Below are 19704 nucleotides of genomic sequence, written 5' to 3'. Positions count from 1 at the left end.
GCCTAAGACCGAATGCCCTCCCGGCGGGCGAGTACCTCGGCGAGAGCCAGGTCCAGTGGCGTAGTCACCTTCAGGGCAAGCGGGTCCCCGGCGACGACGACGACCCGGCCGCCCATCGCCTCCACCAGAGCGGCGTCGTCCCTGGCGGCCTGGGCCTCATCGGCGGCGCGGAGCGCCCCCAGTTGGTGCGCGGCCTCGAGTGTGGCGCGGGCGAAGCCCTGCGGGGTCTGGATCGCCCGCAGCCGTGCACGGTCCGGGGTGCCCACCACTCGCTCCACCCGCTCCCCCTCGTCGGTCACCTCCTTGACGGTGTCGACCACGGGCAGCCCGGGGACGACGGCGTCGTGCCCCGCGCGCACGGCGGCGACGATGCGCCGGATCAGGTCGGGCGGGGTCAGGGCGCGCGCGGCGTCGTGCACCAACACCACTTCAGCCTCGGGGCGTGCTTTCAGCGCGGCGTCCAGTCCCAGGGCGACCGAGGCCTGCCGGGAGTCCGGCGAGCCGGCAACGACGGCGACAGCCCCTTCACCCGCGAGGTCGACAACCTCCGCGGTGAAACGGTCGACCTCGGGGCCGGGAGCGGTGATGGTGATGTGGTCGATGACGCCGGAGGCGAGCAGGCCGCGGGCGGCCCGGTGCAGCAGGGACTCGCCGCCAACCTCCACCAACGCCTTGGGGCACCGGGCGCCGAGCCTGGTGCCGGAGCCGGCAGCAGTGAGTACGGCGACGGCGATCCCAGCGGTCTTATCCGACATGCGCGGGACCTTACCAGTGTCGCGGGACCGCGCGGCCGCAGCCGGGTTTCAGGCCGCGACGAGTGTCAAGACAACGGGAACCGGGGTGGATGCCTTCAGGCCGCCGTGCCGGAGGCCAGCACCTCATCGAGCGTGCTTTCAGCCTCCTCCTCGGCGGTCTTCTGCGCGAGCGCGAGCTCAGAGACGAGGATCTGCCGGGCCTTGGCCAGCATGCGCTTCTCCCCCGCGGACAGGCCCCTGTCGGTGTCACGACGGGACAGGTCGCGCACGACCTCGGCGACCTTGATGACGTCACCGGAGGCGATCTTCTCCTGGTTCGCCTTGAAGCGCCGCGACCAGTTGGTGGGTTCCTCCGTCAGCGGCGCGCGCAGAACCTCGAAGACGCGCTCAAGCCCGGACTCGTCAACGACGTCGCGCACCCCGATGAGGTCGACGCTGTCTGCCGGAACCAGAATCGTCAGGTCGCCCTGCGCGACCTCGAGCTGCAAGTAGGTCTTCTCCTCACCCCTGACCTTGCGCTGCCGGATGTCAATGATCCGGGCGGCTCCGTGGTGGGGATAGACAACGGTCTCGCCGACTTCAAATGTCATGTGTGAGGTCACTCCAGATTTGTCGCGGGGTACTAGTTTATCAGGAAATGACGCCGGAAGGCCGGGGAGCTAGCTCACACGGCAGGCCCGGGGTCAGGCGCGGTCACCAGCCGGTAGCCCACGCCGCGCACGGTGGTCAGCAGCTTCGGGGAGCTCGGGTCGACCTCGATCTTGGCGCGGATGCGCTTGACGTGTACGTCGAGCGTCTTGGTATCACCCACGTAGTTGGCGCCCCACAGGCGCTCAATGATCTGGCCGCGGGTGAGCACGTGGTCGGGGTGCCGCAGGAACAGCTCCAGCAGCTCGAACTCGCGCTTGGGCATGGCGATGACCTGTCCGTCCACGCTCACCTCGTGACGGGCCACATCCATGCTCACCCTCCCCGCAGTCAGCACCGATTCCTCGGGCACCTCCTCCACGGTGCGACGCAGCACGGCATGCACCCGGGCGACGAGCTCGCGGTATGAGTAGGGCTTGGTGACATAGTCATCAGCACCGAGCTCCAGTCCCGCAATCTTGTCCATCTCCGCGTCACGCGCCGTGAGCATGATGACCGGTACGCGGGAGGAGCGGCGGATGCGGCGACACACCTCGGCACCCGACATGCGTGGCAGCATCAGGTCCAGCAGTACCAGGTCGATGGAGCCGGGGCCATCCGGTGCGGTGGAGGCCTCGAACCGATGGATGGCGGCCGCGCCGTCCTGCGCCTCGACGACGTCGAAGCCGTCACGCCGCAGGTTCAGTGCCAGCGGCTCACGGTAGTTCTCCTCGTCCTCCACCAGCAGGATGCGAGTCATGGCTGTTCCTCCTCCGGGTCCGGCCCCGGGAGGCGCGTGCTCTGCTCGGCACGCTGATCCGGTGCATCGGAGATGGCGGCTATGGCGGCGAATGAGGCGCCGGCGGCGCCGCTGGCCACCGCCTGGACCGCCTCGAGGTCGGGGGCCGACTGGTCCGCCGCGGTACGGTGCCTGGGCAGCACCAGAGTGAAGGTACTCCCCCGCCCGGGTGTGGACCAGAGCTCCACGGTGCCGCCGTGGTCGGCGGCCACGTGCTTGACGATCGACAGGCCCAGCCCGGTGCCGCCGGTGGCCCGCGAGCGCGCCTTGTCCACCCGGTAGAAGCGCTCGAATACGCGGGACTGCGCGTCCTTGGGGATGCCGATCCCCTGGTCGACGACGGCGATGCGCACCAGTTCCGGGTCGTCGGCGTCCGTGCTCAGCCCCACGCTGACGCGCGTGCGCGGGTCGGAGTAGCGGATGGCGTTGTCCAGCAGGTTGCTGACGGCGGTGACCAGCAGGGAGGCGTCACCCAGCACGTGCAGGTCCTCGGTGCCGCCGGACACCAGCGCGACCTCCTTGGCATCCGCCTCCACCCGTACCCGGTCCAGGGCGTCGACGACGACGTCGTCGACGCTCACGTCCTCCGGTTCCACCAGCGCATCCCCGTCCTGCAGGCGGGAGAGCTCGATGATGTCCCCCACCAGCAGCTCCAGGCGGTGCGACTCCCGGTTCATGCGCGCGGCGTAGTCGGCGACCAGCGTGGGATCGTCGGCGTTCTCGCGCACGGTCTCAGCCAGCAGCGAAATCGCGCCGACCGGAGTCTTGAGCTCGTGGGAGGCGTTGACAACGAAGTCGCGGCGCATGTCCTCCACGCGTCGGGCGGCGGTGCGATCCTCGATGAGCACCAGGACGCGCCCGCGGCCGATGCCTGCCACACGGATCTGCAAGTGGAAGTTGCCGGCGCCCGCAACGCGCCCCCGCGCCACGGTGATCTCGGCGTCCTCCGCCCTGCCGGTGGCGCGTACGCGCTCGATCATCGCGGCGACCTGCGGCTCGCTGACCTCGTCGTCGCGCACGATGTTGTAGGTGTAGGCGGCCGCGGAGGCCCGCAGGACCTCGCCGTCGTCGTCGAGCAGTACGACGGTCGAGCTCAGCGCGGCGAGAATCGGGATCAGCCCATCGCGCTCGAGCGTGGACCCGGCTACTATCCCGTTGCCACGGGCATCGCGAGTGGCGTGCCCGAGGGCGAGTCCTGCCGCCGCGCCGGCGGCGACACCCGCTACGGCCACGGCGATGATCAACCAAACGGTTCCCACGCCCCCTAGGGTAGAGCTGTGCCCGGGTGATCCGCGAGCCCGGCGCCGCGCCAGCGACTTGGGAGGCTCACCGTGCGCGACATCTTCAACCAGGAGCTGAAACAGCTGGGAACCGACCTGGCGTCAATGGCGGCGCAGGTGGCCACCGCCATTGAGCGTGCCGCCGAGTCCCTGCGCACCGGGGACATCATCGTCGCCGAGCAGGTGATCGACGCCGATGAGCGCATCAACGACCTCCAACGCGACATCGACGACATGTGCGTCATGCTGCTCGCGCGTCAGCAGCCCGTGGACCGCGACCTGCGCAACGTCATCTCCGCACTACGCATGGCCCAGACCCTGGAACGGCAGGGGGACCTCGCCCGCCACGTCGCGGCCATCGCCCGGGGACGCTACCCGCTCCCGCCGGCGCCAGAGCCGATCTTCGGCCTCATGGTGAAAATGGCTGACGCGGCGGTGCAGGCCGGCCGCGATGTGCGCACCCTGATCGACACCCAGGACCTGGAGCTCGCCGCTGAGATCCAGCGCCGCGACGCCGAGCTGGATGCGCTGCACCGGCAGTCCTTCCAGATGATCCTCGACCCGGAAATCGAGCTCACCCGTCAGCAAGTCGTCGATGCAGTACTCATGGGGCGCTTCCTGGAACGATTCGGCGATCACTCGACGTCGGTCGCTCGCCGCATGGCCTACCTGGTCTCGGGCATTACCGTGCCCGGCCCGAATGAGTCCTGACCGCGGCGCCGCCACACGCGGACCCCGCCACCTCCCGGAACTGCGGCCATAGCCCCCGCGAGCGGTGCTCGTGACCAGGCGTAACCCGGTTGTGCCCGGCCGCGAGCCGTCGGATGCGCTCGTGCGGCATACGGGGCGGGGCGGGACGACTCATGAATCGTCGTCCCGCCCCGCCGTGTCCATCACTGCGCACGACTCCGGAGCGTGAACTCCGGCGCAGCGCGCGCCCTGCTCAGCGAATCAGCAAGTCACTTGCCCTGGTTCGCGACCGCGGCGATCTTCGCCTCGGCGTCGGGGTCCAGGTAGCGACCACCCTTCTTGATGGGCTTGAGGGTCTCCTCATCGAGCTCGTAGACGAGCGGAATGCCGGTGGGAATGTTGACACCGGCGATGTCGTCGTCGGAGATCTCATCGAGGTGCTTGACGATGGCACGCAGAGAGTTGCCGTGAGCGGCGATCATGACCGTCTTGCCCGTCTTGATCTCCGGGACGATGGTCTCCTCCCAGTACGGCAGCAGCCGCTCCAGGACGTCCTTCAGGCACTCGGTGGCGGGAATCGGCTCGCCGGCGTAGCGCGGATCGGCGTCCTGGGAGAACTCCGAGCCGAGCTCAATGGCCGGCGGCGGAACGTCGTAGGAGCGGCGCCACAGCATGAACTGCTCGTCACCGTACTGGTCGCGGATCTCCTTCTTGTTCTTGCCCTGGAGAGCGCCGTAGTGGCGCTCGTTGAGCCGCCAGTGCCGCTCCACCGGGATCCAGTGGCGGTCGGCCGCGTCCAGGGACAGGTTCGCGGTCATGATGGCGCGCCGCAGCGTGGAGGTGAATAGCTTGTCGGGCAGGACGCCGGCCTCCTTGAGGAGTTCACCGCCGTGGACGGCCTCGGCACGCCCCTTCTCAGACAGCGCGACGTCCACCCAGCCGGTGAACAGGTTCTTAGCGTTCCATTCGCTCTCGCCGTGGCGGAGCAGCACAAGGGTGTAAGCCATGGGGCACATTGTGCCAGGCCCGGGCAGACGTCACCAGGCCCCTGGGTCCTAAATCGGATCCAGGGGCCTGGTGACACGGACGGTTCCGCGCCGCGCGATTCCGCCGCGGCCGCGCACGGCCGCCCCGGGGCGGCCGCGTGCTCGCCTCAGCCGTTGTTGCTGGGGTTGTTGGCCGCCATGTAGGCCTCGCGCACCGGAGCAGGAATGCGCCCACGGTCAGAGACCTCATAGCCGTTGGCACGGGCCCACTCACGAATCTTCTGGGTGACGCCCGTAGGCGGGCGACGACGGAGCGTGCGGCGACCGCCACGGCGGCGGGCCTTCACCGTCCATTCCTCGATCGACTCGCGCAATGCGGCCGCGTGCTCCTCGTTGAGGTCGATCTCGTAAGTGACACCATCGAGAGCGAAGGTAATGGTCTGAGTCGCCTCAGAGCCGTCGATGTCATCCACAAGAACAATCTGGGTCTTCTGTGCCATATTGGTCCTCCTTGCCACAGATCATGCGGGTCCCACCTCTGGTGCGGGATCATCCCGGGTAACAGGATAGACATAACCAGCCAATTGAAGCAAGGAAATCGGAAATTACGGCATGGCGGGGCTAGTTCTATCATCGAACAAACCCTCGGTCCAACGATTGACGGAGCCACCTGTGGGAATCGAACCCACGACCTATTCATTACGAGTGAATCGCTCTGCCGACTGAGCTAAGGTGGCCTGCCGCCAAAGCGGCGAGACGCACGTTACCGCCTGACGGCCGCGCCGCGCAATCCGCCACCCCAATCCCGGACGGTGGTTTGGAGCACAATGCCGGGCCAAGAGCTGCGTACCCTGGACTTATGCACATCCACTTCATCTACGCCGGCGGCACCATCGGCATGGTCGATTCGCCCCGCGGACTCCGCCCCGGCGCCGACCTTGACAGCTGGTTGTCCCGGCTGGTCCCGCCCGCTCCCACACGCCCGATATCCAAGGCGCAGCGCCCTGCCGGCTCTTCGCCACGGGAGGCGTCGTCGTCCGGTGCAACTTACACGCTCACGACCCTGAGCCCGCTGCTCGATTCCTCAGACACCACCCCTGAGACCTGGCAGACGATCATCGACGAGATACGCCGACACGCGGATCGGGCCGACGCGTTCGTGGTGCTGCACGGCACCGACACCATGGCCTACACGGCCGCCGCGTTGTCCTACGCACTGACCGATCTCAACCGGCCGGTCGTGGTCACCGGCTCCCAACTGCCGCTGGGCGCCGCCCACTCCGACGCCGCCGCCAACGTCACCGGCGCCGTCTACGCGCTTACTCACGGTGCGCCGCGCGGAGTGCACCTGTTCTTCGGCGGCCGCCTACTGGCCGGCAACCGGGCGACCAAGACCTCCACCTGGGACCTCCAGGGATTCGACTCCCCCGCAATCCCCCCGCTCGCCACCGCCGGCGCCCCCTGGCACTGGTCGGCGCAGCGCGCGGAGCACGACGCGAGCACCGGGCGCCCCGCGCCGGCGCCTTACACCCGCCACGACGTCGTCGTAATCGACCTGGTGCCCGGACTGACCGCCGCCCGCCTGGAGGCCGCGCTGACTCCTGCACCGGTGGCTGTGATCCTGCGGGCCTTCGGCGTCGGCAACCTGCCCGCGGCCGACGACGGCCCACTGTCCGCGCTGTCCCGCGCGGCACGGGCAGGCGTCACCGTAGTGGTCGCCTCCCAGTGCCTCCAGGCGGAGGTCGCACTTGGCCGCTACGCCGCCGGAGCCGGAGCCGCCGAAGCGGGTGCCGTGGGCAGCCACGACATGACGTTGGAGGCCACCTACGCGAAACTACAGTTCCTGGCCTCACAGGGAATGCGTGGGGCCGAGCTCGGGACCTGGATGGGGCGGAACCTGGCCGGAGAGCTCACAGAGCCGACCGAGCGCTGAGGCGGCCGGCCCCTCGCCCGCCCGACGGCGCACCTTCAGCCGCAGGTGAGTCCCGCCTCCGGCAGCACGCCGGCCAGCAGGTAGTCGTCGACGGCGTCGCTCACGCACGCGTCCGAGCGCCCATAAGCGGTGTGCCCATTACCCCTCCAGGTCACCAGGCGGGCGTCGTCGAGCTGCTCCGCGAGCGCCTGCGACCAGGCGTACGGAGTCGCGGGGTCGCCGGTGGTGCCGACCACCAGTATCGGGGCGGCGCCGGAGGCGTGAATCTCCGTGCGCTCTCGCGTGGACTCGTGCCCCCAGGCCTGGCAGAACAGGTCGGAGTAGCCCAGGTCCGCGCCGAAGGTCGGCGATACCTCCTCAAGCGCCTCCCGCTCCTCCTCCCAGCTGTCGGCGTCACCGACCACCGGATAGTCCAAACAGTTGATCGCATTGATGGCTTCATTGCCGTTGCCGCTGTACGAGCCGTCGCCCTCCCGGGAGGCGAACAGGTCGGCCACACGCAACAGCACGGAGCCGTCGTCCTGGTTCATCGCCTGGTCCAGGCCCTGGGTCAGCACGTGCCAGGACTCGGACTGGTACAGGATGCCCAGGACCGCGGACTCGGCCAGCGAGTACGTAAGCGGGCGGTCGGGATCGGAGGTGGGGATCGGCGCGTCGGCGGTGACTTGGAGAAAGTCCCGGATCTGGGAGACACCGCCGTCCACGCCACCGCTCAGAGGACAGTTGTCGCCGGCGAGGCAGTCCTCCACATAGGCGCGCAGCGCCTTCTCGAAGCCGTCGGCCTGGCCCAGGGTGAGCTCGCCGGCGCTCAGCGTCGGGTCAATGGCGCCGTCCAGGACCATGCGGCCCACGTTGGCGGGGAAGAGCTCGGCGTAGGTCGCCCCCAGGTAGGTGCCGTAGGAGTAGCCCAGGTAGGTCAGCACGTCCTCGCCGACGGCGGCGCGCAGCACATCCAGGTCACGGGCGGCGGAGACCGTGTCAACGTGGTCGAGCAGGTCCGCGGGAGTGTTGGCCTCGCACTTGTCCTCGTACCACGAGGCGTACGCCTCCACCTCCGCCTGAGTCTCGGCCGCGTCCGCGGCGTCGTCCTTGGCCGGGGCTCCCACGGCCGAGTCCACCTCGGAGCCGGCCCGGTCCGCATCCAGCTCCGCGTCGGTAAGGCAGTCGATCGCCGTCGAGGCGCCGACGCCGCGCGGATCAAAGCCGACCACGTCGTACGACCTGAGCAGGGAGTCGGAGAAGTAGCCGTCGACCGACTCCACCAGGTTCACGCCGGAGCCCCCGGGCCCACCCGGGTTGATGAACAGCGTTCCGATTGCGGAACCCGAGGCGGCACGCCGCTTCATGGCGATGTCGATGGTCTGCCCGTCGGGGTCGGCGTAGTCCAGGGGCACGGCGGCGTATGCGCACTCGAAGTCGGCGCCGCCGTCCGCCTCGGTCATGCTCCCCTCCTCACACGGGTACCACTCGATGTCCTGGCTGTAGTAGCCCTCCAGCCCCGCGGGGACGACCGCGGTGGCGGCCTGCGTCGCCCTGGCTGCAGCCGAGGGGCTGACACTCGTGGCGGGGAATATGGCACCGCATGCAGCCAGGCCAACCGCGGTGAACGCGATGGTGAGCGCCGCGAGCGCGTGGCGAGGGCGTCCCTGGAGGATGTTCACCCGGGCAGCCTACGAGCCGACCTGGTTCCGACCGGCCGCGGGACGGGCGGATTCCCCACCATTGCGACGCAGCTGTTAAAGATCCGCCGCCTCGCACAGCCACCTGGCGCCGCCAGGCTCAGCCCGGTCCCTCAGCCCCGCGCCACCGCCGCCCGAAGACCCCACGCCACCTGACGGGGTCTAAGCGGTCCTCCCTCCGTCCCATCGCGGCGCATAGCCTTCACCCATGAAGCAGCAGCCGCCCTCCGTGCCCGCCGACGCCCGTAGGGAGATGAAGGACTTCCTGACTACGCGCCGGGCCAAGGTGACCCCGCAGATGGTGGGACTGCCCGTCGTCGCCGGACACCGGCGCGTGCCGGGCCTGCGCCGGGAGGAAGTCGCCATGCTCGCCGGGGTGAGCGTCGACTATTACACGCGCCTGGAGCGCGGCAACGCGGCCGGCGCCTCCGAAGAGGTCCTGGACGCGCTCGCCTCCGCGCTGCTGCTGGACGACGCCGAACGCCAGCACCTCATCGACCTGGCTCGCACCATCACCCCCACGGGGCGGGTGCGGCGTCGTCGCGCGCGTCCCAAGAGCTGCGCGATACGGCAGGACACCCAGTGGATCCTGGATGCGATGGTGATGCCGGCCGCGGTGCGCAACGGCTCGGGCGACTACCTGGCCGCCAACAACATGGCCCGGGCGCTGTACTCCCCCATGTTCATCGACCCGATCCCCGACGTCGCCGGCGCGCACCCGAATATGGCGCGGTTCATCTTCCTGGATCCGCGTGCGCGCACCTTCTTCCCCGACTGGCAGGCAGGGGCGGAGGACCTGGTGGCCATGCTGCGGCTCGAAGCCGGCTCGGACCCGAACAACCCGTGCCTGCAGGCCCTCATCGGCGAGCTGTCCACGCGCAGCCGGGAGTTCGCCGATCTGTGGGCGCGGCACGACGTCGGCTACGTGTGCCGCGCGGAGAAGGTGGTCAACCACCCGGTCGTCGGCCAGATGCACCTGTACTACGAGCCCGCCGCGATGGCGTCGACACCGGGGATGACCATGCTCGTATACGGGGCCGAGCCCGGCAGCTCAAGCGCGGAGGCGCTGCGGCTGCTGTCCTCCTGGGCCGCCACCGAGCTCGCCCCCGCGGCGGACCGGCAGCGCTGAGGCCGCCCCGGCGTCGGCCGCCGCCCCTCACGCCTGGGGGCGCAGCTGCACCATGAGGGACTCCACCGCCAGCAGTGGCGCCGCATTGGAACGCAATCGGCCGCGGCACTCCTCAATGGCACTGATGCGCGCCAGCGACTGCTGCTGCCCGGTGGCGGCGGCGACCTGGGCCACGGCGTCCGACAGGTCTATGTTCACCTGCTCGACGTCGCTGCCGAGCTGGGCGGCCAGCACATCCCGGTAGAAGGACAGCAGGTCGATCATCGCCCGATCGAGCACGTCCGTGCGGGCACGGCGGGCACGCCGCTTCTGGTCCTCCTCCAGCTGCCGGACCTGCGCGCGCAAAGAAGGCGGTACCCGCCCGCCCTCCTCCAGCCCGAGCGCCCGCATCAGCGCCGCCTTCTCGGCGGCGTCGCGCTCCGCGGTGGCCGTCTTGGCCTCCTCCTCCGCCGCATCGACCAGGTCGGCGGCGGCGAGCACGGCGTCGCCCACACTGCGCAGGGAGATGGGGGCGAGCAGGAGGCGCCGGCGCCGCTCCCAGGCGCCGGCATCGGTGGCCAGGTGCCGGGCGAGCCCGATGTGGGACTGGCTGGCGCGGGCGGCACGGGCCGCCAGGTCCGGGTCGGCGCCGTCACGGCGCACCAGCAGCTCGGCGACGGCGTCGGCCGGCGGGATGCGCAGGGTGACCAGGCGGCAGCGTGAGCGGATGGTGGGCAGAACGTCGTCGGCACTGGGCGTGCACAGGATCCACACCGTCTGCGGCGGGGGCTCCTCAATCGACTTCAGCAGCACATTGGTGGTGCGCTCCGCCATGCGGTCGGCATCCTCAACCAGGATCACCCGCCAGCGGCCGGTCCAGGGGCGGCGCTGCGCCTGGCCGATCAGCGTCTTGACCTCATCCATGGTGATCAGGAGCTTCTCGGTGGCCATGCGCACCACGTCGGGGTGGGCGCCGCTCATCACCTCGCGGCAGGACTTGCACCGCCCGCAGCCGGGTATCTCACCGGTGCACTGCAGGGCTGCGGCGAAAGCGCGGGCGGCCACGCTCCGGCCGGAGCCGGGCGGGCCGGTCACCAGCCAGGCGTGGGTCATGGCAGAGGTGTCAACGTTGGCCACGGCGGCAGGTGCTGCGTCGGCGTTCTCCGGCGCCGTCGGCCGGGCGGATGGAGCCTGGCCGCCGTCTCCTGCGCGGGCGGCGACGACGGCGCGGGCGGCCTCAGCGGCGGCCCGGAAGGCGGCGACGACGCGCTCCTGGCCGACAACGTCGTCCCAAACGGTCATGCCTGCTCCTGCGGGGAGGAAGTGAGCATCCGGCCCGCGGCCGCGGTAGAGCTGGACTGGTTCACGCCTCCAGCCTAGCGGCGGCGCGGAAGGCCTTCAGCTGTGCGCTCGTGCCACGAGCGGAGATAAGGCGCTCGACGAGCCCGGCCACCTCCGCGGCCACCTCCTCCACGGGCCGGTCAGCGGCGACGACCTCGATGCGTTCGGGCTCCTGCCGCGCCAGTACCAGGAACTCCTCGCGCAGGGCGGCATGGAAGGCGTCGGGCTCGCGCTCCAGCCGGTCCCGGCACCCACGTGCACCGGCGCGCGCGGAACCGACGGCAGGGTCGGCGTCGAGCAGAATGGTCAGGTCGGGCAGCAGGCCGTCGGTGGCCCACAGGGACAGGTCGCGCACCTCCTGCGGGCCAAGCGCACGGGCCGCGCCCTGGTAGGCCACCGAGGAGTCCAGGTAGCGGTCGGTGAGCACCACCTCGCCGCGGCCGAGGGCGGGGCGCACCACCGTGGCGACGTGATGGGCGCGGTCCGCGGCGTACAGCAGGGCCTCGGCCCGCGGGCTCACCTGGCCGCCGTGCAACAGCAGCCGACGGATCTGTGCCCCCAGCTCGGTGCCGCCGGGCTCGCGAGTGCGCCGGAATTCGATGTGGGCAGCCTCCAGCAGCGCGCTCAAACGCTCAATCTGGGTGGTCTTGCCGACTCCGTCGCCACCTTCGAAGGAGATGAACAGGCCGGGATGGGCGTGCGCGGGCGGCACCGAGGCGAAAGCGGACAAGTTCACGGCGTCAGCGTAGCCGGAGACCGCGCCGGGGCGGGGCGGCCCCGCGCAACGGACCCGCCCCTGCCACAGACTGCACCACTTTCCAAGTAGTGGCCGTGTTCCGGAGCCGACAAACCGCGTGATCCGAGGGCGCAGTCGCCGCCACCGGCGGCAGCAGTTCCCAAAGTGGTGCATTCCATGACACCACCGAGCACCCGCTGACGCACCCGGCCGCCTCAGAAGGCCGGCACGTAGATCTCCACGCGGCGGTTGAGCTGACGGCCGGCCGGGTTGTCCGAGCCGTCCGCATTCTCATTGGGCGCCACCGGCCGAGTCTCGCCGAAGCCCGTCGCCTCCATTGAGGCGGTCACGCCCTTGTTGGCCAGCGCGTCAACAACGGCCTGGGCACGATTCTCGGAAAGGGCCTGGTTGAAGTCCTCATCCGAGATCGAGTCCGTGTGCCCGTACACGTTGGCGGTCGGCACTTGCGCATCCTGGAGCAGGCCGGCGAGCTCCTCCAAGGTGCCAGCGGCATCGGCACGGATCTCGGCGGAGCCGAAGTCGAACAGAACCCCGTCCTCCAGGGTGATGACCGTCCCGCAGGACTCGACCGGCTGGGCCGCGTCAATGCTCGGGAAGGACCCGACGCTCCCCACTGGGGCCAGTGGTTCGGCGCCGACCTCCATGCTCAGCACGCCCCGGCTGACCAGCGCGGTGCCGTCGCCCTCGTTGACAATGCTCAGTCCGGATGCGAGATCCGTGTACGTGCCGGAGCCATCTCCCTCATTGGTGATGGTGACGGTCAGGGTGGAGTACACGCCCGAGCCGTCGCCACCGATCACAATCGACTCCCCGGTGGCGGAATTGTCATACGTTCCGGCGCCATCGTCCCCGACGACGACACTGAGGGTCGCATCCGTGTAGGTGCCGGTGCCGTCGGTCTCCACCACGATGCTGGTGGTGTCATCGGTGTACGTACCCGAGCCGTCGCCGTTGTTGACGATGCTCACCGTGCCGTCCTGATAGACGGCGCCGCCCTCGCCGTCATTGACCAGGGAGGAGTCGCCGTCCGAGGTGACTACCGAGCCGTCCCCGCCGACGACGGTCATGCCGCCGGCCAGAAGCCCCGCCTCGTCACAGCGCGCCGGGGAGACGGTGATCCCCGGGCGGGACTGGATGTTCCCGGTCAGGTCCGGGGTGAGGCTGCCCGTGGATGCGGTCAGCAGGCCAAGGTCGGGCAGTGTGAACAGCGGGATCGGCGGCACCTCACCGACCTGATAGCCGGGTACGGCCAAGGCGGAGTCGGCCGTGGCGGAGGGGCTCAGCTGCGGTGACTCGGTAACTGATGCCTGCGGCGCGGGCTCCTGCCCGCCCGGGGTCTGGGCTGGGGTCGCCGTCGAGCCGGCACCGGAGCAGCCGGCCAGGGCCAGTGCCAGGGCCCCGGCGGCGACAAGTACCACCGGCGTACGGCCGGAGCGGTACAGCTGAGCAGAAGTAGTCGGGGAATACATGGTGGTGTTCCTCATCTCTTGATCTCCTGGCCTGTCGGTATGCGGTCTGGTTCGGGCCTCGTCGGCCTCATGCGGTCATTCGGGTGGAAGCGGGACGCTGCGGGGCGGACCGGCCACCGGAAGCGTCAGCCAAACCCGGGTGCCCACCCCCTCGCGGGAGGCCATGCGCACCCGCCCGCCGTGCCGGTCGACAATGGTGCGCACCAGGGCCAGGCCCAGCCCGGAGCCCGGCAGGCCGCCCGCATTGCCGGCGCGCTCCAACTCGTGGAAGACCCGTTCCAGGTCCGCCTCGGGCACGCCGATACCGGTGTCGGCCACCTCGATGGTGACGGCGCCGGCCTCCTCCCGGCCGCGCACCTCAACGGCGCCACCCTCCGGGGTGTACTTGGCCGCGTTGGCGATCACGTTGTAGACGGCGGAGTAGAGCAGATCGCCGTCACCGCGCACATGCGGCAGTGGCCAGGGCACGGCCGGCAGGTCCAGGCGCACTCGCACGGCGGCGCCGCGCCCGGCCGCCTCCTCGATTACGGCGGAGACCGCGTCCTGGACCGTCTCGGCCAGATCGACCTCCTCCAGGGCGAGCGGGGCGGTCTCCAACTCGGCGAGCTTGCGCAGGTCGGTGAGCAGGCGGCTCATCCGCCGCGACTGGGCGTCCACCACCTCCAGGTCGGCGGCCACGGCCGGGCCGGCGGTACGGGAGGCGTCGGCGACGGCGGCGCGCACCGCCGTCAGTGGGTTCTTCAGCTCATGGTCTAGACGCTGGAGGAACTGGCGGTGGCGGGTGCGGGACTCCGCCTGCACGGACTCGCGCAGGCGCCGGACGGCGGCGCGCCGACGGATGCGGATGAGCACGGCCAGTGCGGCGATGAGCAGCACCACCGCCCCTGCCGTCCCCACGACCACGGGCACGCGGACGGTCACGTACAGGCTCAATCCGCTCCACAGCAGCTGCGCCAGGATCGTCAGCGCCACGACGCCGACGACGCCACACACCCACCACAGCCACAGGCGGCCACGCCCGCCCCGCCTGTCACCCCCGGAGCCGGCCTCGGGCCGTCCGCCTCCCGGCGGTGCCCCACGCATGTCTCGTGGCTCGGCGGCGCTCATGCGTGCACCTCGGCACGGAAGCGGTAGCCGCCCTGGGGCACCGTCTCGATGTAGGTGGGGTTGGCGGCGTCGTCGCCCAGAGCCCGACGGATCTCGCGGATGCGGTGGTCGACGGCGCGCGTGGAGGAGACGAAGTCGATGCCCCACAGGGCGGACAGCAGCGCCTCGCGGGTGTGCAGCTCGCCGGGGTGGCTCATCAGGAAGTCGAGCAGGGTGATGGCCTTGGGGGTAAGTGACAGTTCACGGCCGGCCAGGGTGACGCGGCGGCCGGCCCGGTCCAGGGCGAGTTCCCCGGACACCAGCCGGGGCGCAGCGGTCAGTGGCTGCCCCACCCCGCGGGTGCGGCGCAGGACGGCGCGAATACGGGAGGTCAGCTCGGCGGGGTCGAAGGGCTTGGAAAGGTAGTCGTCGGCGCCGTCGTCCAGGGCGGAGACGCGCTCGTAGGTGGCGTCTACCTGGGTGAGCAGGATGATCGGGGTCCAGGTGCCGCCCGCCCGCACCCGCCGCACCAGCTCGCGGCCGTCCATGCGGGGCATGAGCACGTCGCTGACGATGATGTCGATGTCGTAGGCGGCTAGCAGGCCGAGTGCCTCCACGCCGTCACTCGCGCGCATCACCCGGTAGCCGCTGCGCTCCAGGTAGGAGCCCAGTGAGGTGAGGATGGGGGCCTCGTCGTCGACGAGTAGGACGGTCGCGGTAGGCGCGATGGCCGGTACAGGTGCCGCTGAGGCGGCGGGCGGGGCGGGGCGGGGCATTGGTTCTAGACCGGGGGCAGTGGGATGTCCGGGCGCGCCGGTCAGTCGCTCAGCTTCTCGACGGTGTTGTTGGCGCCGATGTCCTGCACGGTCGGGTCGCCCTCAAGGTAGTAGACCTTCACGTTCGAGCCGAAGGCCACCACATCGTCCACTTCGCGGACGTAGACGGTCACGTCCGAGCCCTGCACGGTGAGAGTCCCGACGCTCTGCGCGGAAACCGTGACCTCAGACCCCTGAATGGCCAGGCTGTCGAGCTCGCCGACAAGGTTGTATGTGCCTCCGGAGCTCTGGATCCCGTAATCGCCGGAGACGGACTCCTGTATGCCGCCGGAGATGACGCCGAGCCAGTCGGGGTTGGTGATGCCGTCGGTGCCGGAGCCAGAGGCCCCGGCAGCCGCGGTGCCATCGGCGTCGGCCTTGTCCGCGTCAGCGCCCTCGGCTTCATCCGTGGCGGTGTCGCCGCTGTCGACGTCATCCGCGTCGTCAGTTTCCTGCGTGGCCTCCTCGGTGGCGACAACGGCGGTGGTCTCCTGCGAGGGTGCGGACTCGCCGTCGGAGCCGCCGACGCTGATGGAGCAGGCGGCCAGGGAGGCGCCCAGGGCGAGGACAGTGGCGGGGACCAGGAGCTTGTTGGGGATACGCACAGGTGTTCCTTCCGGGGGTCAACAAATCGTGTATCGGAAGATTACAGGCCCGCATACCGCCAGGCTGTCGCCGCCCTGTCGCAATCTTGCGATCCGGTCGCAAGTCACATTCACAGCTCTTACGCGTTGAGAGCGCGGCGGGGCGGCGCCTGAGACCGACCTTGGCGAGCTGTCGGCAGCCGCGGAGGCGTCGTCCGGCCGCCGACCAGCAAGCAAGACCAGCGAAACTGTGGTTATCTACAAAGACCAACGTTTGACCGCTCTTCACCACACCCACCCCAGGAAGTCCAAACATCGCCTGCGAATACCTGCGTGAGCTGGGCTCTCAGAGGAAGGCCGCCCGCCGCCCGGGCTAGACTTTTCGCACAAACGTACCAGAAATGCGCCCACCCCTCTTTTAGGTTCACACGAACATTGGTACGCTTGTCCCAATCGTGACGGGGCACTCACCCCACGCAGGCACGCAGGTGTGCCGAAGATCAAGACCTGGAGACACGACATGAAGTTTTCCGTCGCCTCTGAGATCGGCGAACTAGCAACGGTCATCCTTCATCGCCCCGGCAGGGAGATGAACCGACTCACCCCGGACAACAAGGACGAGCTCCTGTTCGACGACGTGCTGTGGCTGGAGAGGGCCCAGCAGGATCACGACCAGTTCGCGGCGATCCTCAAACAGCGCGGCGTCAATGTCCTCTATCTCCAGGACCTCCTCACTGACACCATTGAGGTCCCCGCGGCCCGGGAGTACCTGCTCGAAGGCGCGCTCACCCCTGATCACACCGGCCTCACGGCCGCCCCCACGGTGCGCCGGTGGGCCGAGGAGGCCCCCGCCGCGGTACTGGCCGAGGTACTCATCGCCGGCATCACCAAGGCAGAGCTCCTTGAACAGCTTCCCGGTGTCTCCTCGATGGTCATGTCCTCCATCGACGACGAGGACCTCCTGCTATCGCCTCTGCCCAACCACCTGTTCACCAGGGACTCCTCCAGCTGGATCTACGACGGAGTCTCGGTCAACACCATGCGCCGCACCGCCCGCCGCCGCGAGACCCTCAACTATCGGGCCATCTACCGGTGGCATCCGCTGTTCGCCAACGCCGACTTCCCCCTGTGGAACGATGGCACGCTCGGCCGCGAAATGAGCATCGAGGGCGGCGACATCCAAATCATCGGCAACGGCGCGGTCATGATCGGCGTTTCCGAACGTACCTGCCCGCAGGGCGTGGAGCATCTGGCGGCGAAGCTCTTCGCCGGAGGCGTTCGTGAGGTCGTCGCCGTGCGCATGCACAAGTCGCGTGCGCAGATGCACCTGGACACCATCATGACGATGGTGGACCGCGGCACCTTCACCAAGTATGCGGGCGCCGGGATGCTCCCCACCGTCACACTGCGCCCCGGCGACAGCCCCGATGAGATCGAGGTCAGGGAGAACGCCCCCGAGCTCATGCACCGAGTCATCGCCGAGGCCCTCGGGCTCGATGAGATCGTCGTGTTGACCACCCCCCAGGACTCCCGCTCCGCCGCCCGCGAGCAGTGGGACGACGGCGCCAACTCCCTGGCCATCGCCCCCGGCACGATCATCACTTACGAGCGCAACGTCAACACCAACAGGTACTTGACCAGCCAGGGCATCGAAGTACTCACCATCCCCGGCTCGGAGCTGGGCCGCGGCCGTGGCGGACCACACTGCATGAGCTGTCCAGTCCTGCGCAATCCCGTTGACTGATCCATCCACATTCGAAACACATCAGGAGAACAACATGCCGCATCCTTTGTCCGGGCGCTCCTTCCTCAAGGAGCTCGACTTCACGGCCTCGCAGTGGAGCATCCTGCTCAATCTGGCCGGCCAGCTCAAGGCCGACAAGCGGGCGGGCCGGGAGGTCCAGCGCCTCAAGGGTAAGAACATCGCCCTGCTGTTCGAAAAGACCTCCACGCGCACTCGCTGCGCCTTCGAGGTCGGCGCCGCCGACCAGGGAGCCAGTACCACTTACCTCGACCCCTCCGGCTCTCAGATGGGGCACAAGGAGTCCGTCGCCGACACCGCCCGCGTGCTGGGGCGCATGTTCGACGGCATCGAGTTCCGGGGCCACAAGCAGGAACACGTCCAGCAACTCGCCGACCTGTCCGGCGTGCCGGTGTGGAACGGGCTGACCGACGACTGGCACCCCACCCAGGCCCTGGCCGACCAGCTGACGATGCTGGAACACGCGGAGCGGCCGCTGAAGGAGATCTCCTTCGCCTACCTGGGCGACTGTCGCAACAACGTTGCCAACTCGTTGCTCGTCTCCGGGGCCCTCATGGGCATGGACGTGCGCCTGGTCGGGCCCGCCGAACTGCTGCCCGCCGACGACGTCGTCGCCTCGGCCAGGCGCCTGGCGGAGGAGTCCGGCGCCCGGATCACCATCGGCTCCGACGTCGATGAGGGCGTCAAGGGAGCCGACTTCCTGTACACAGACGTGTGGGTGTCCATGGGCGAGCCGAAGGAGGTATGGGATCAGCGCATCGCCCTGCTCAAGCCCTACCAGGTCAACGCCTCCCTAGTAGAGCGGACTGGCAACCCGGACGTGAAATTCCTGCACTGCCTGCCGGCCTTCCACGACCGCAACACGACCGTCGGGGAGGACATCTACACCAGGACAGGACTGGACGGCCTGGAGGTGACCGACGACGTCTTCGAGACCGAGCGCAACGTCGCCTTCGACCAGGCGGAGAACCGTATGCACACCATCAAGGCCGTCATGGTGGCGACCCTGGGCGAATGGGACTGATGCGACCATGAGAATCGTCGCCGCACTCGGAGGCAATGCGCTCATGCGTCGGGGAGACAAGCCCGACGCCCGCACCCAGATCGACAACGTCAAGCGGGCGGCCAAGGCGCTGGCCGCGCTGGCCGAGGAGCATGAGCTCATCATCACCCACGGCAACGGCCCGCAGGTCGGTACGCTGGCTCTGGAGTCCGCCAACGACGAGCGGCTGAGCGAGCCCTACCCCTTCGACACACTCGGAGCCGAGACCCAGGGCATGATCGGCTACTGGCTCCTCCAGGCCATGCAGAACGCACTGCCGGGCCGCCACGTCGCCTCGCTGATCAGCCAGACCCTGGTCCTTTCCGGCGATCCGGCCTTCAACAACCCCACCAAGTTCGTGGGCGAGGTCTACGACGAGGCCACGGCCCGGGCGCTTGCGGCCGAGCGGGGCTGGACCGTCAAGCCCGACGGCGCCCATTGGCGTCGTGTGGTCGCCTCTCCCAAACCGCAGCGTTTCATCGAGACGCGCATGGCCCGCATCCTGCTTCAAGCCGGCGCCGTAGTCGTCTGCTCCGGCGGGGGTGGCGTACCGGTGATCCGCAACGCCAAGGGCAAGCTGGAGGGCGTCGAGGCCGTCGTCGACAAGGATCTGACCGCCGCCGTGCTCGCGGAGCACCTGGAGGCAGACGCCCTGCTCATTCTCACCGATGTCGACGGCGTGAGGACCGACTATGGCACCCCGCAGGAGAAGCGCATCGACAGGGCCACCCCGGCATCACTGCGCGCCCTGGACCTGCCCGCCGGCTCAATGGGACCCAAGGTGGAGGCGGTGTGCCGTTTCGTGGAGTTGACCGGAGACATGGCCGCCATTGGCCGCCTGGAGGACGCCACCGAGATTATCGACGGCACCGCGGGAACCATCGTCACCGCGGGCGGGGACTACGGCGGACCGGAGGACATCCGCCCGCCTATGCCGGGTCTCATGTTCCCCCGTCACCAACAGTTCTGAACCTACCCAGACACACGTCGA

19 protein-coding genes and 1 tRNA gene are annotated in these 19704 nt (G+C 69.3%); 6 read left to right on the top strand and 14 right to left on the bottom strand.

Annotated elements, in window-relative coordinates:
- Window positions 1–2 precede the first annotated feature (2 nt).
- The 4 genes from ispD to E4J16_RS01930 all read right to left on the bottom strand — a co-directional run bounded on the left by ispD (window position 3) and on the right by E4J16_RS01930 (window position 3440).
- Complete coding sequence (gene ispD / locus E4J16_RS01945; RefSeq protein WP_136313098.1) at window positions 3–755, bottom strand: 2-C-methyl-D-erythritol 4-phosphate cytidylyltransferase; 753 nt, start codon at window positions 753–755, stop codon at window positions 3–5.
- Between the two features lie 95 nt (window positions 756–850).
- Window positions 851–1345: a CarD family transcriptional regulator gene (locus E4J16_RS01940; RefSeq protein WP_136194236.1), complete on the bottom strand. Its 495-nt coding sequence runs from the start codon at window positions 1343–1345 to the stop codon at window positions 851–853.
- Window positions 1346–1419: 74 nt separating this feature from the next.
- On the bottom strand, window positions 1420–2142 hold the full coding sequence (locus tag E4J16_RS01935; RefSeq protein WP_136313097.1) for a response regulator transcription factor: 723 nt from the start codon (window positions 2140–2142) through the stop codon (window positions 1420–1422).
- Entirely contained in the window at window positions 2139–3440 is a 1302-nt protein-coding gene (locus E4J16_RS01930; RefSeq protein WP_136313096.1) for a sensor histidine kinase, read from the bottom strand. The genes E4J16_RS01935 and E4J16_RS01930 overlap by 4 nt, the downstream gene beginning before the upstream one ends.
- Before the next feature lie 72 nt (window positions 3441–3512).
- On the opposite strand from E4J16_RS01930, the gene phoU reads away from it, so the two are divergent.
- A complete protein-coding gene (phoU, locus tag E4J16_RS01925; protein ID WP_136194233.1) occupies window positions 3513–4172 on the top strand; it encodes a phosphate signaling complex protein PhoU in 660 nt (219 codons plus the stop codon).
- A 248-nt stretch (window positions 4173–4420) separates the two neighbouring features.
- Here the strand turns inward: phoU and E4J16_RS01920 are convergent, their stop codons facing one another.
- The 3 genes from E4J16_RS01920 to E4J16_RS01910 form a co-directional block, all read right to left on the bottom strand.
- Window positions 4421–5158, bottom strand: a complete 738-nt coding sequence (locus E4J16_RS01920) for a phosphoglyceromutase (protein WP_136194232.1) — start codon at window positions 5156–5158, stop codon at window positions 4421–4423.
- Between the two features lie 146 nt (window positions 5159–5304).
- Window positions 5305–5637, bottom strand: a complete 333-nt coding sequence (locus E4J16_RS01915; protein WP_136194231.1) for a histone-like nucleoid-structuring protein Lsr2 — start codon at window positions 5635–5637, stop codon at window positions 5305–5307.
- A gap of 164 nt (window positions 5638–5801) precedes the next feature.
- A tRNA-Thr gene (locus E4J16_RS01910) sits at window positions 5802–5874 on the bottom strand.
- A gap of 122 nt (window positions 5875–5996) precedes the next feature.
- On the opposite strand from E4J16_RS01910, the gene E4J16_RS01905 reads away from it, so the two are divergent.
- Window positions 5997–7070: an asparaginase gene (locus tag E4J16_RS01905; RefSeq protein ID WP_136194230.1), complete on the top strand. Its 1074-nt coding sequence runs from the start codon at window positions 5997–5999 to the stop codon at window positions 7068–7070.
- Window positions 7071–7105: 35 nt separating this feature from the next.
- On the opposite strand, the gene E4J16_RS01900 is transcribed toward E4J16_RS01905, so the two are convergent.
- Window positions 7106–8731: an alpha/beta hydrolase gene (locus tag E4J16_RS01900; protein ID WP_240038226.1), complete on the bottom strand. Its 1626-nt coding sequence runs from the start codon at window positions 8729–8731 to the stop codon at window positions 7106–7108.
- A 226-nt stretch (window positions 8732–8957) separates the two neighbouring features.
- Here E4J16_RS01900 and E4J16_RS01895 point away from each other — a divergent pair, with 226 nt between their 5' ends.
- Window positions 8958–9878, top strand: a complete 921-nt coding sequence (locus tag E4J16_RS01895) for a helix-turn-helix domain-containing protein (RefSeq protein WP_136194229.1) — start codon at window positions 8958–8960, stop codon at window positions 9876–9878.
- 27 nt (window positions 9879–9905) lie between these two features.
- Here E4J16_RS01895 and E4J16_RS01890 read toward each other — a convergent pair whose 3' ends face one another.
- The 6 genes from E4J16_RS01890 to E4J16_RS01865 all read right to left on the bottom strand — a co-directional run bounded on the left by E4J16_RS01890 (window position 9906) and on the right by E4J16_RS01865 (window position 15930).
- Window positions 9906–11159, bottom strand: a complete 1254-nt coding sequence (locus E4J16_RS01890) for a DNA polymerase III subunit delta' (RefSeq protein ID WP_136313095.1) — start codon at window positions 11157–11159, stop codon at window positions 9906–9908.
- A 61-nt stretch (window positions 11160–11220) separates the two neighbouring features.
- A complete protein-coding gene (gene tmk / locus E4J16_RS01885; protein ID WP_240038225.1) occupies window positions 11221–11934 on the bottom strand; it encodes a dTMP kinase in 714 nt (237 codons plus the stop codon).
- Between the two features lie 215 nt (window positions 11935–12149).
- The gene (locus tag E4J16_RS01880; protein WP_240038224.1) at window positions 12150–13439 is read right to left on the bottom strand and encodes an OmpA family protein; all 1290 of its coding nucleotides are present in this window, start codon (window positions 13437–13439) and stop codon (window positions 12150–12152) included.
- 60 nt (window positions 13440–13499) lie between these two features.
- The gene (locus E4J16_RS01875) at window positions 13500–14531 is read right to left on the bottom strand and encodes a sensor histidine kinase (RefSeq protein WP_240038223.1); all 1032 of its coding nucleotides are present in this window, start codon (window positions 14529–14531) and stop codon (window positions 13500–13502) included.
- Entirely contained in the window at window positions 14528–15286 is a 759-nt protein-coding gene (locus E4J16_RS01870) for a response regulator transcription factor (protein WP_136194226.1), read from the bottom strand. The genes E4J16_RS01875 and E4J16_RS01870 overlap by 4 nt, the downstream gene beginning before the upstream one ends.
- A gap of 41 nt (window positions 15287–15327) precedes the next feature.
- Window positions 15328–15930, bottom strand: a complete 603-nt coding sequence (locus E4J16_RS01865) for a DUF3060 domain-containing protein (RefSeq protein WP_136194225.1) — start codon at window positions 15928–15930, stop codon at window positions 15328–15330.
- 499 nt (window positions 15931–16429) lie between these two features.
- On the opposite strand from E4J16_RS01865, the gene E4J16_RS01860 reads away from it, so the two are divergent.
- The 3 genes from E4J16_RS01860 to arcC are packed head-to-tail and all read left to right on the top strand — an operon-like array spanning window position 16430 to window position 19683.
- Window positions 16430–17653 carry an arginine deiminase gene (locus E4J16_RS01860; RefSeq protein ID WP_136194224.1) on the top strand — a complete coding sequence of 408 codons (1224 nt, stop codon included), beginning with the start codon at window positions 16430–16432 and terminating at the stop codon, window positions 17651–17653.
- 34 nt (window positions 17654–17687) lie between these two features.
- A complete protein-coding gene (gene argF / locus E4J16_RS01855) occupies window positions 17688–18695 on the top strand; it encodes an ornithine carbamoyltransferase (protein WP_136313093.1) in 1008 nt (335 codons plus the stop codon).
- A 7-nt stretch (window positions 18696–18702) separates the two neighbouring features.
- A complete protein-coding gene (gene arcC / locus E4J16_RS01850) occupies window positions 18703–19683 on the top strand; it encodes a carbamate kinase (RefSeq protein ID WP_136313092.1) in 981 nt (326 codons plus the stop codon).
- Window positions 19684–19704 lie beyond the last annotated feature (21 nt).

Origin of the sequence: Actinomyces procaprae, assembly GCF_004798665.1 — a bacterium.
Lineage (GTDB): Bacteria > Actinomycetota > Actinomycetes > Actinomycetales > Actinomycetaceae > Actinomyces > Actinomyces procaprae.
This window is presented reverse-complemented; position numbering and strand designations above follow the sequence as displayed.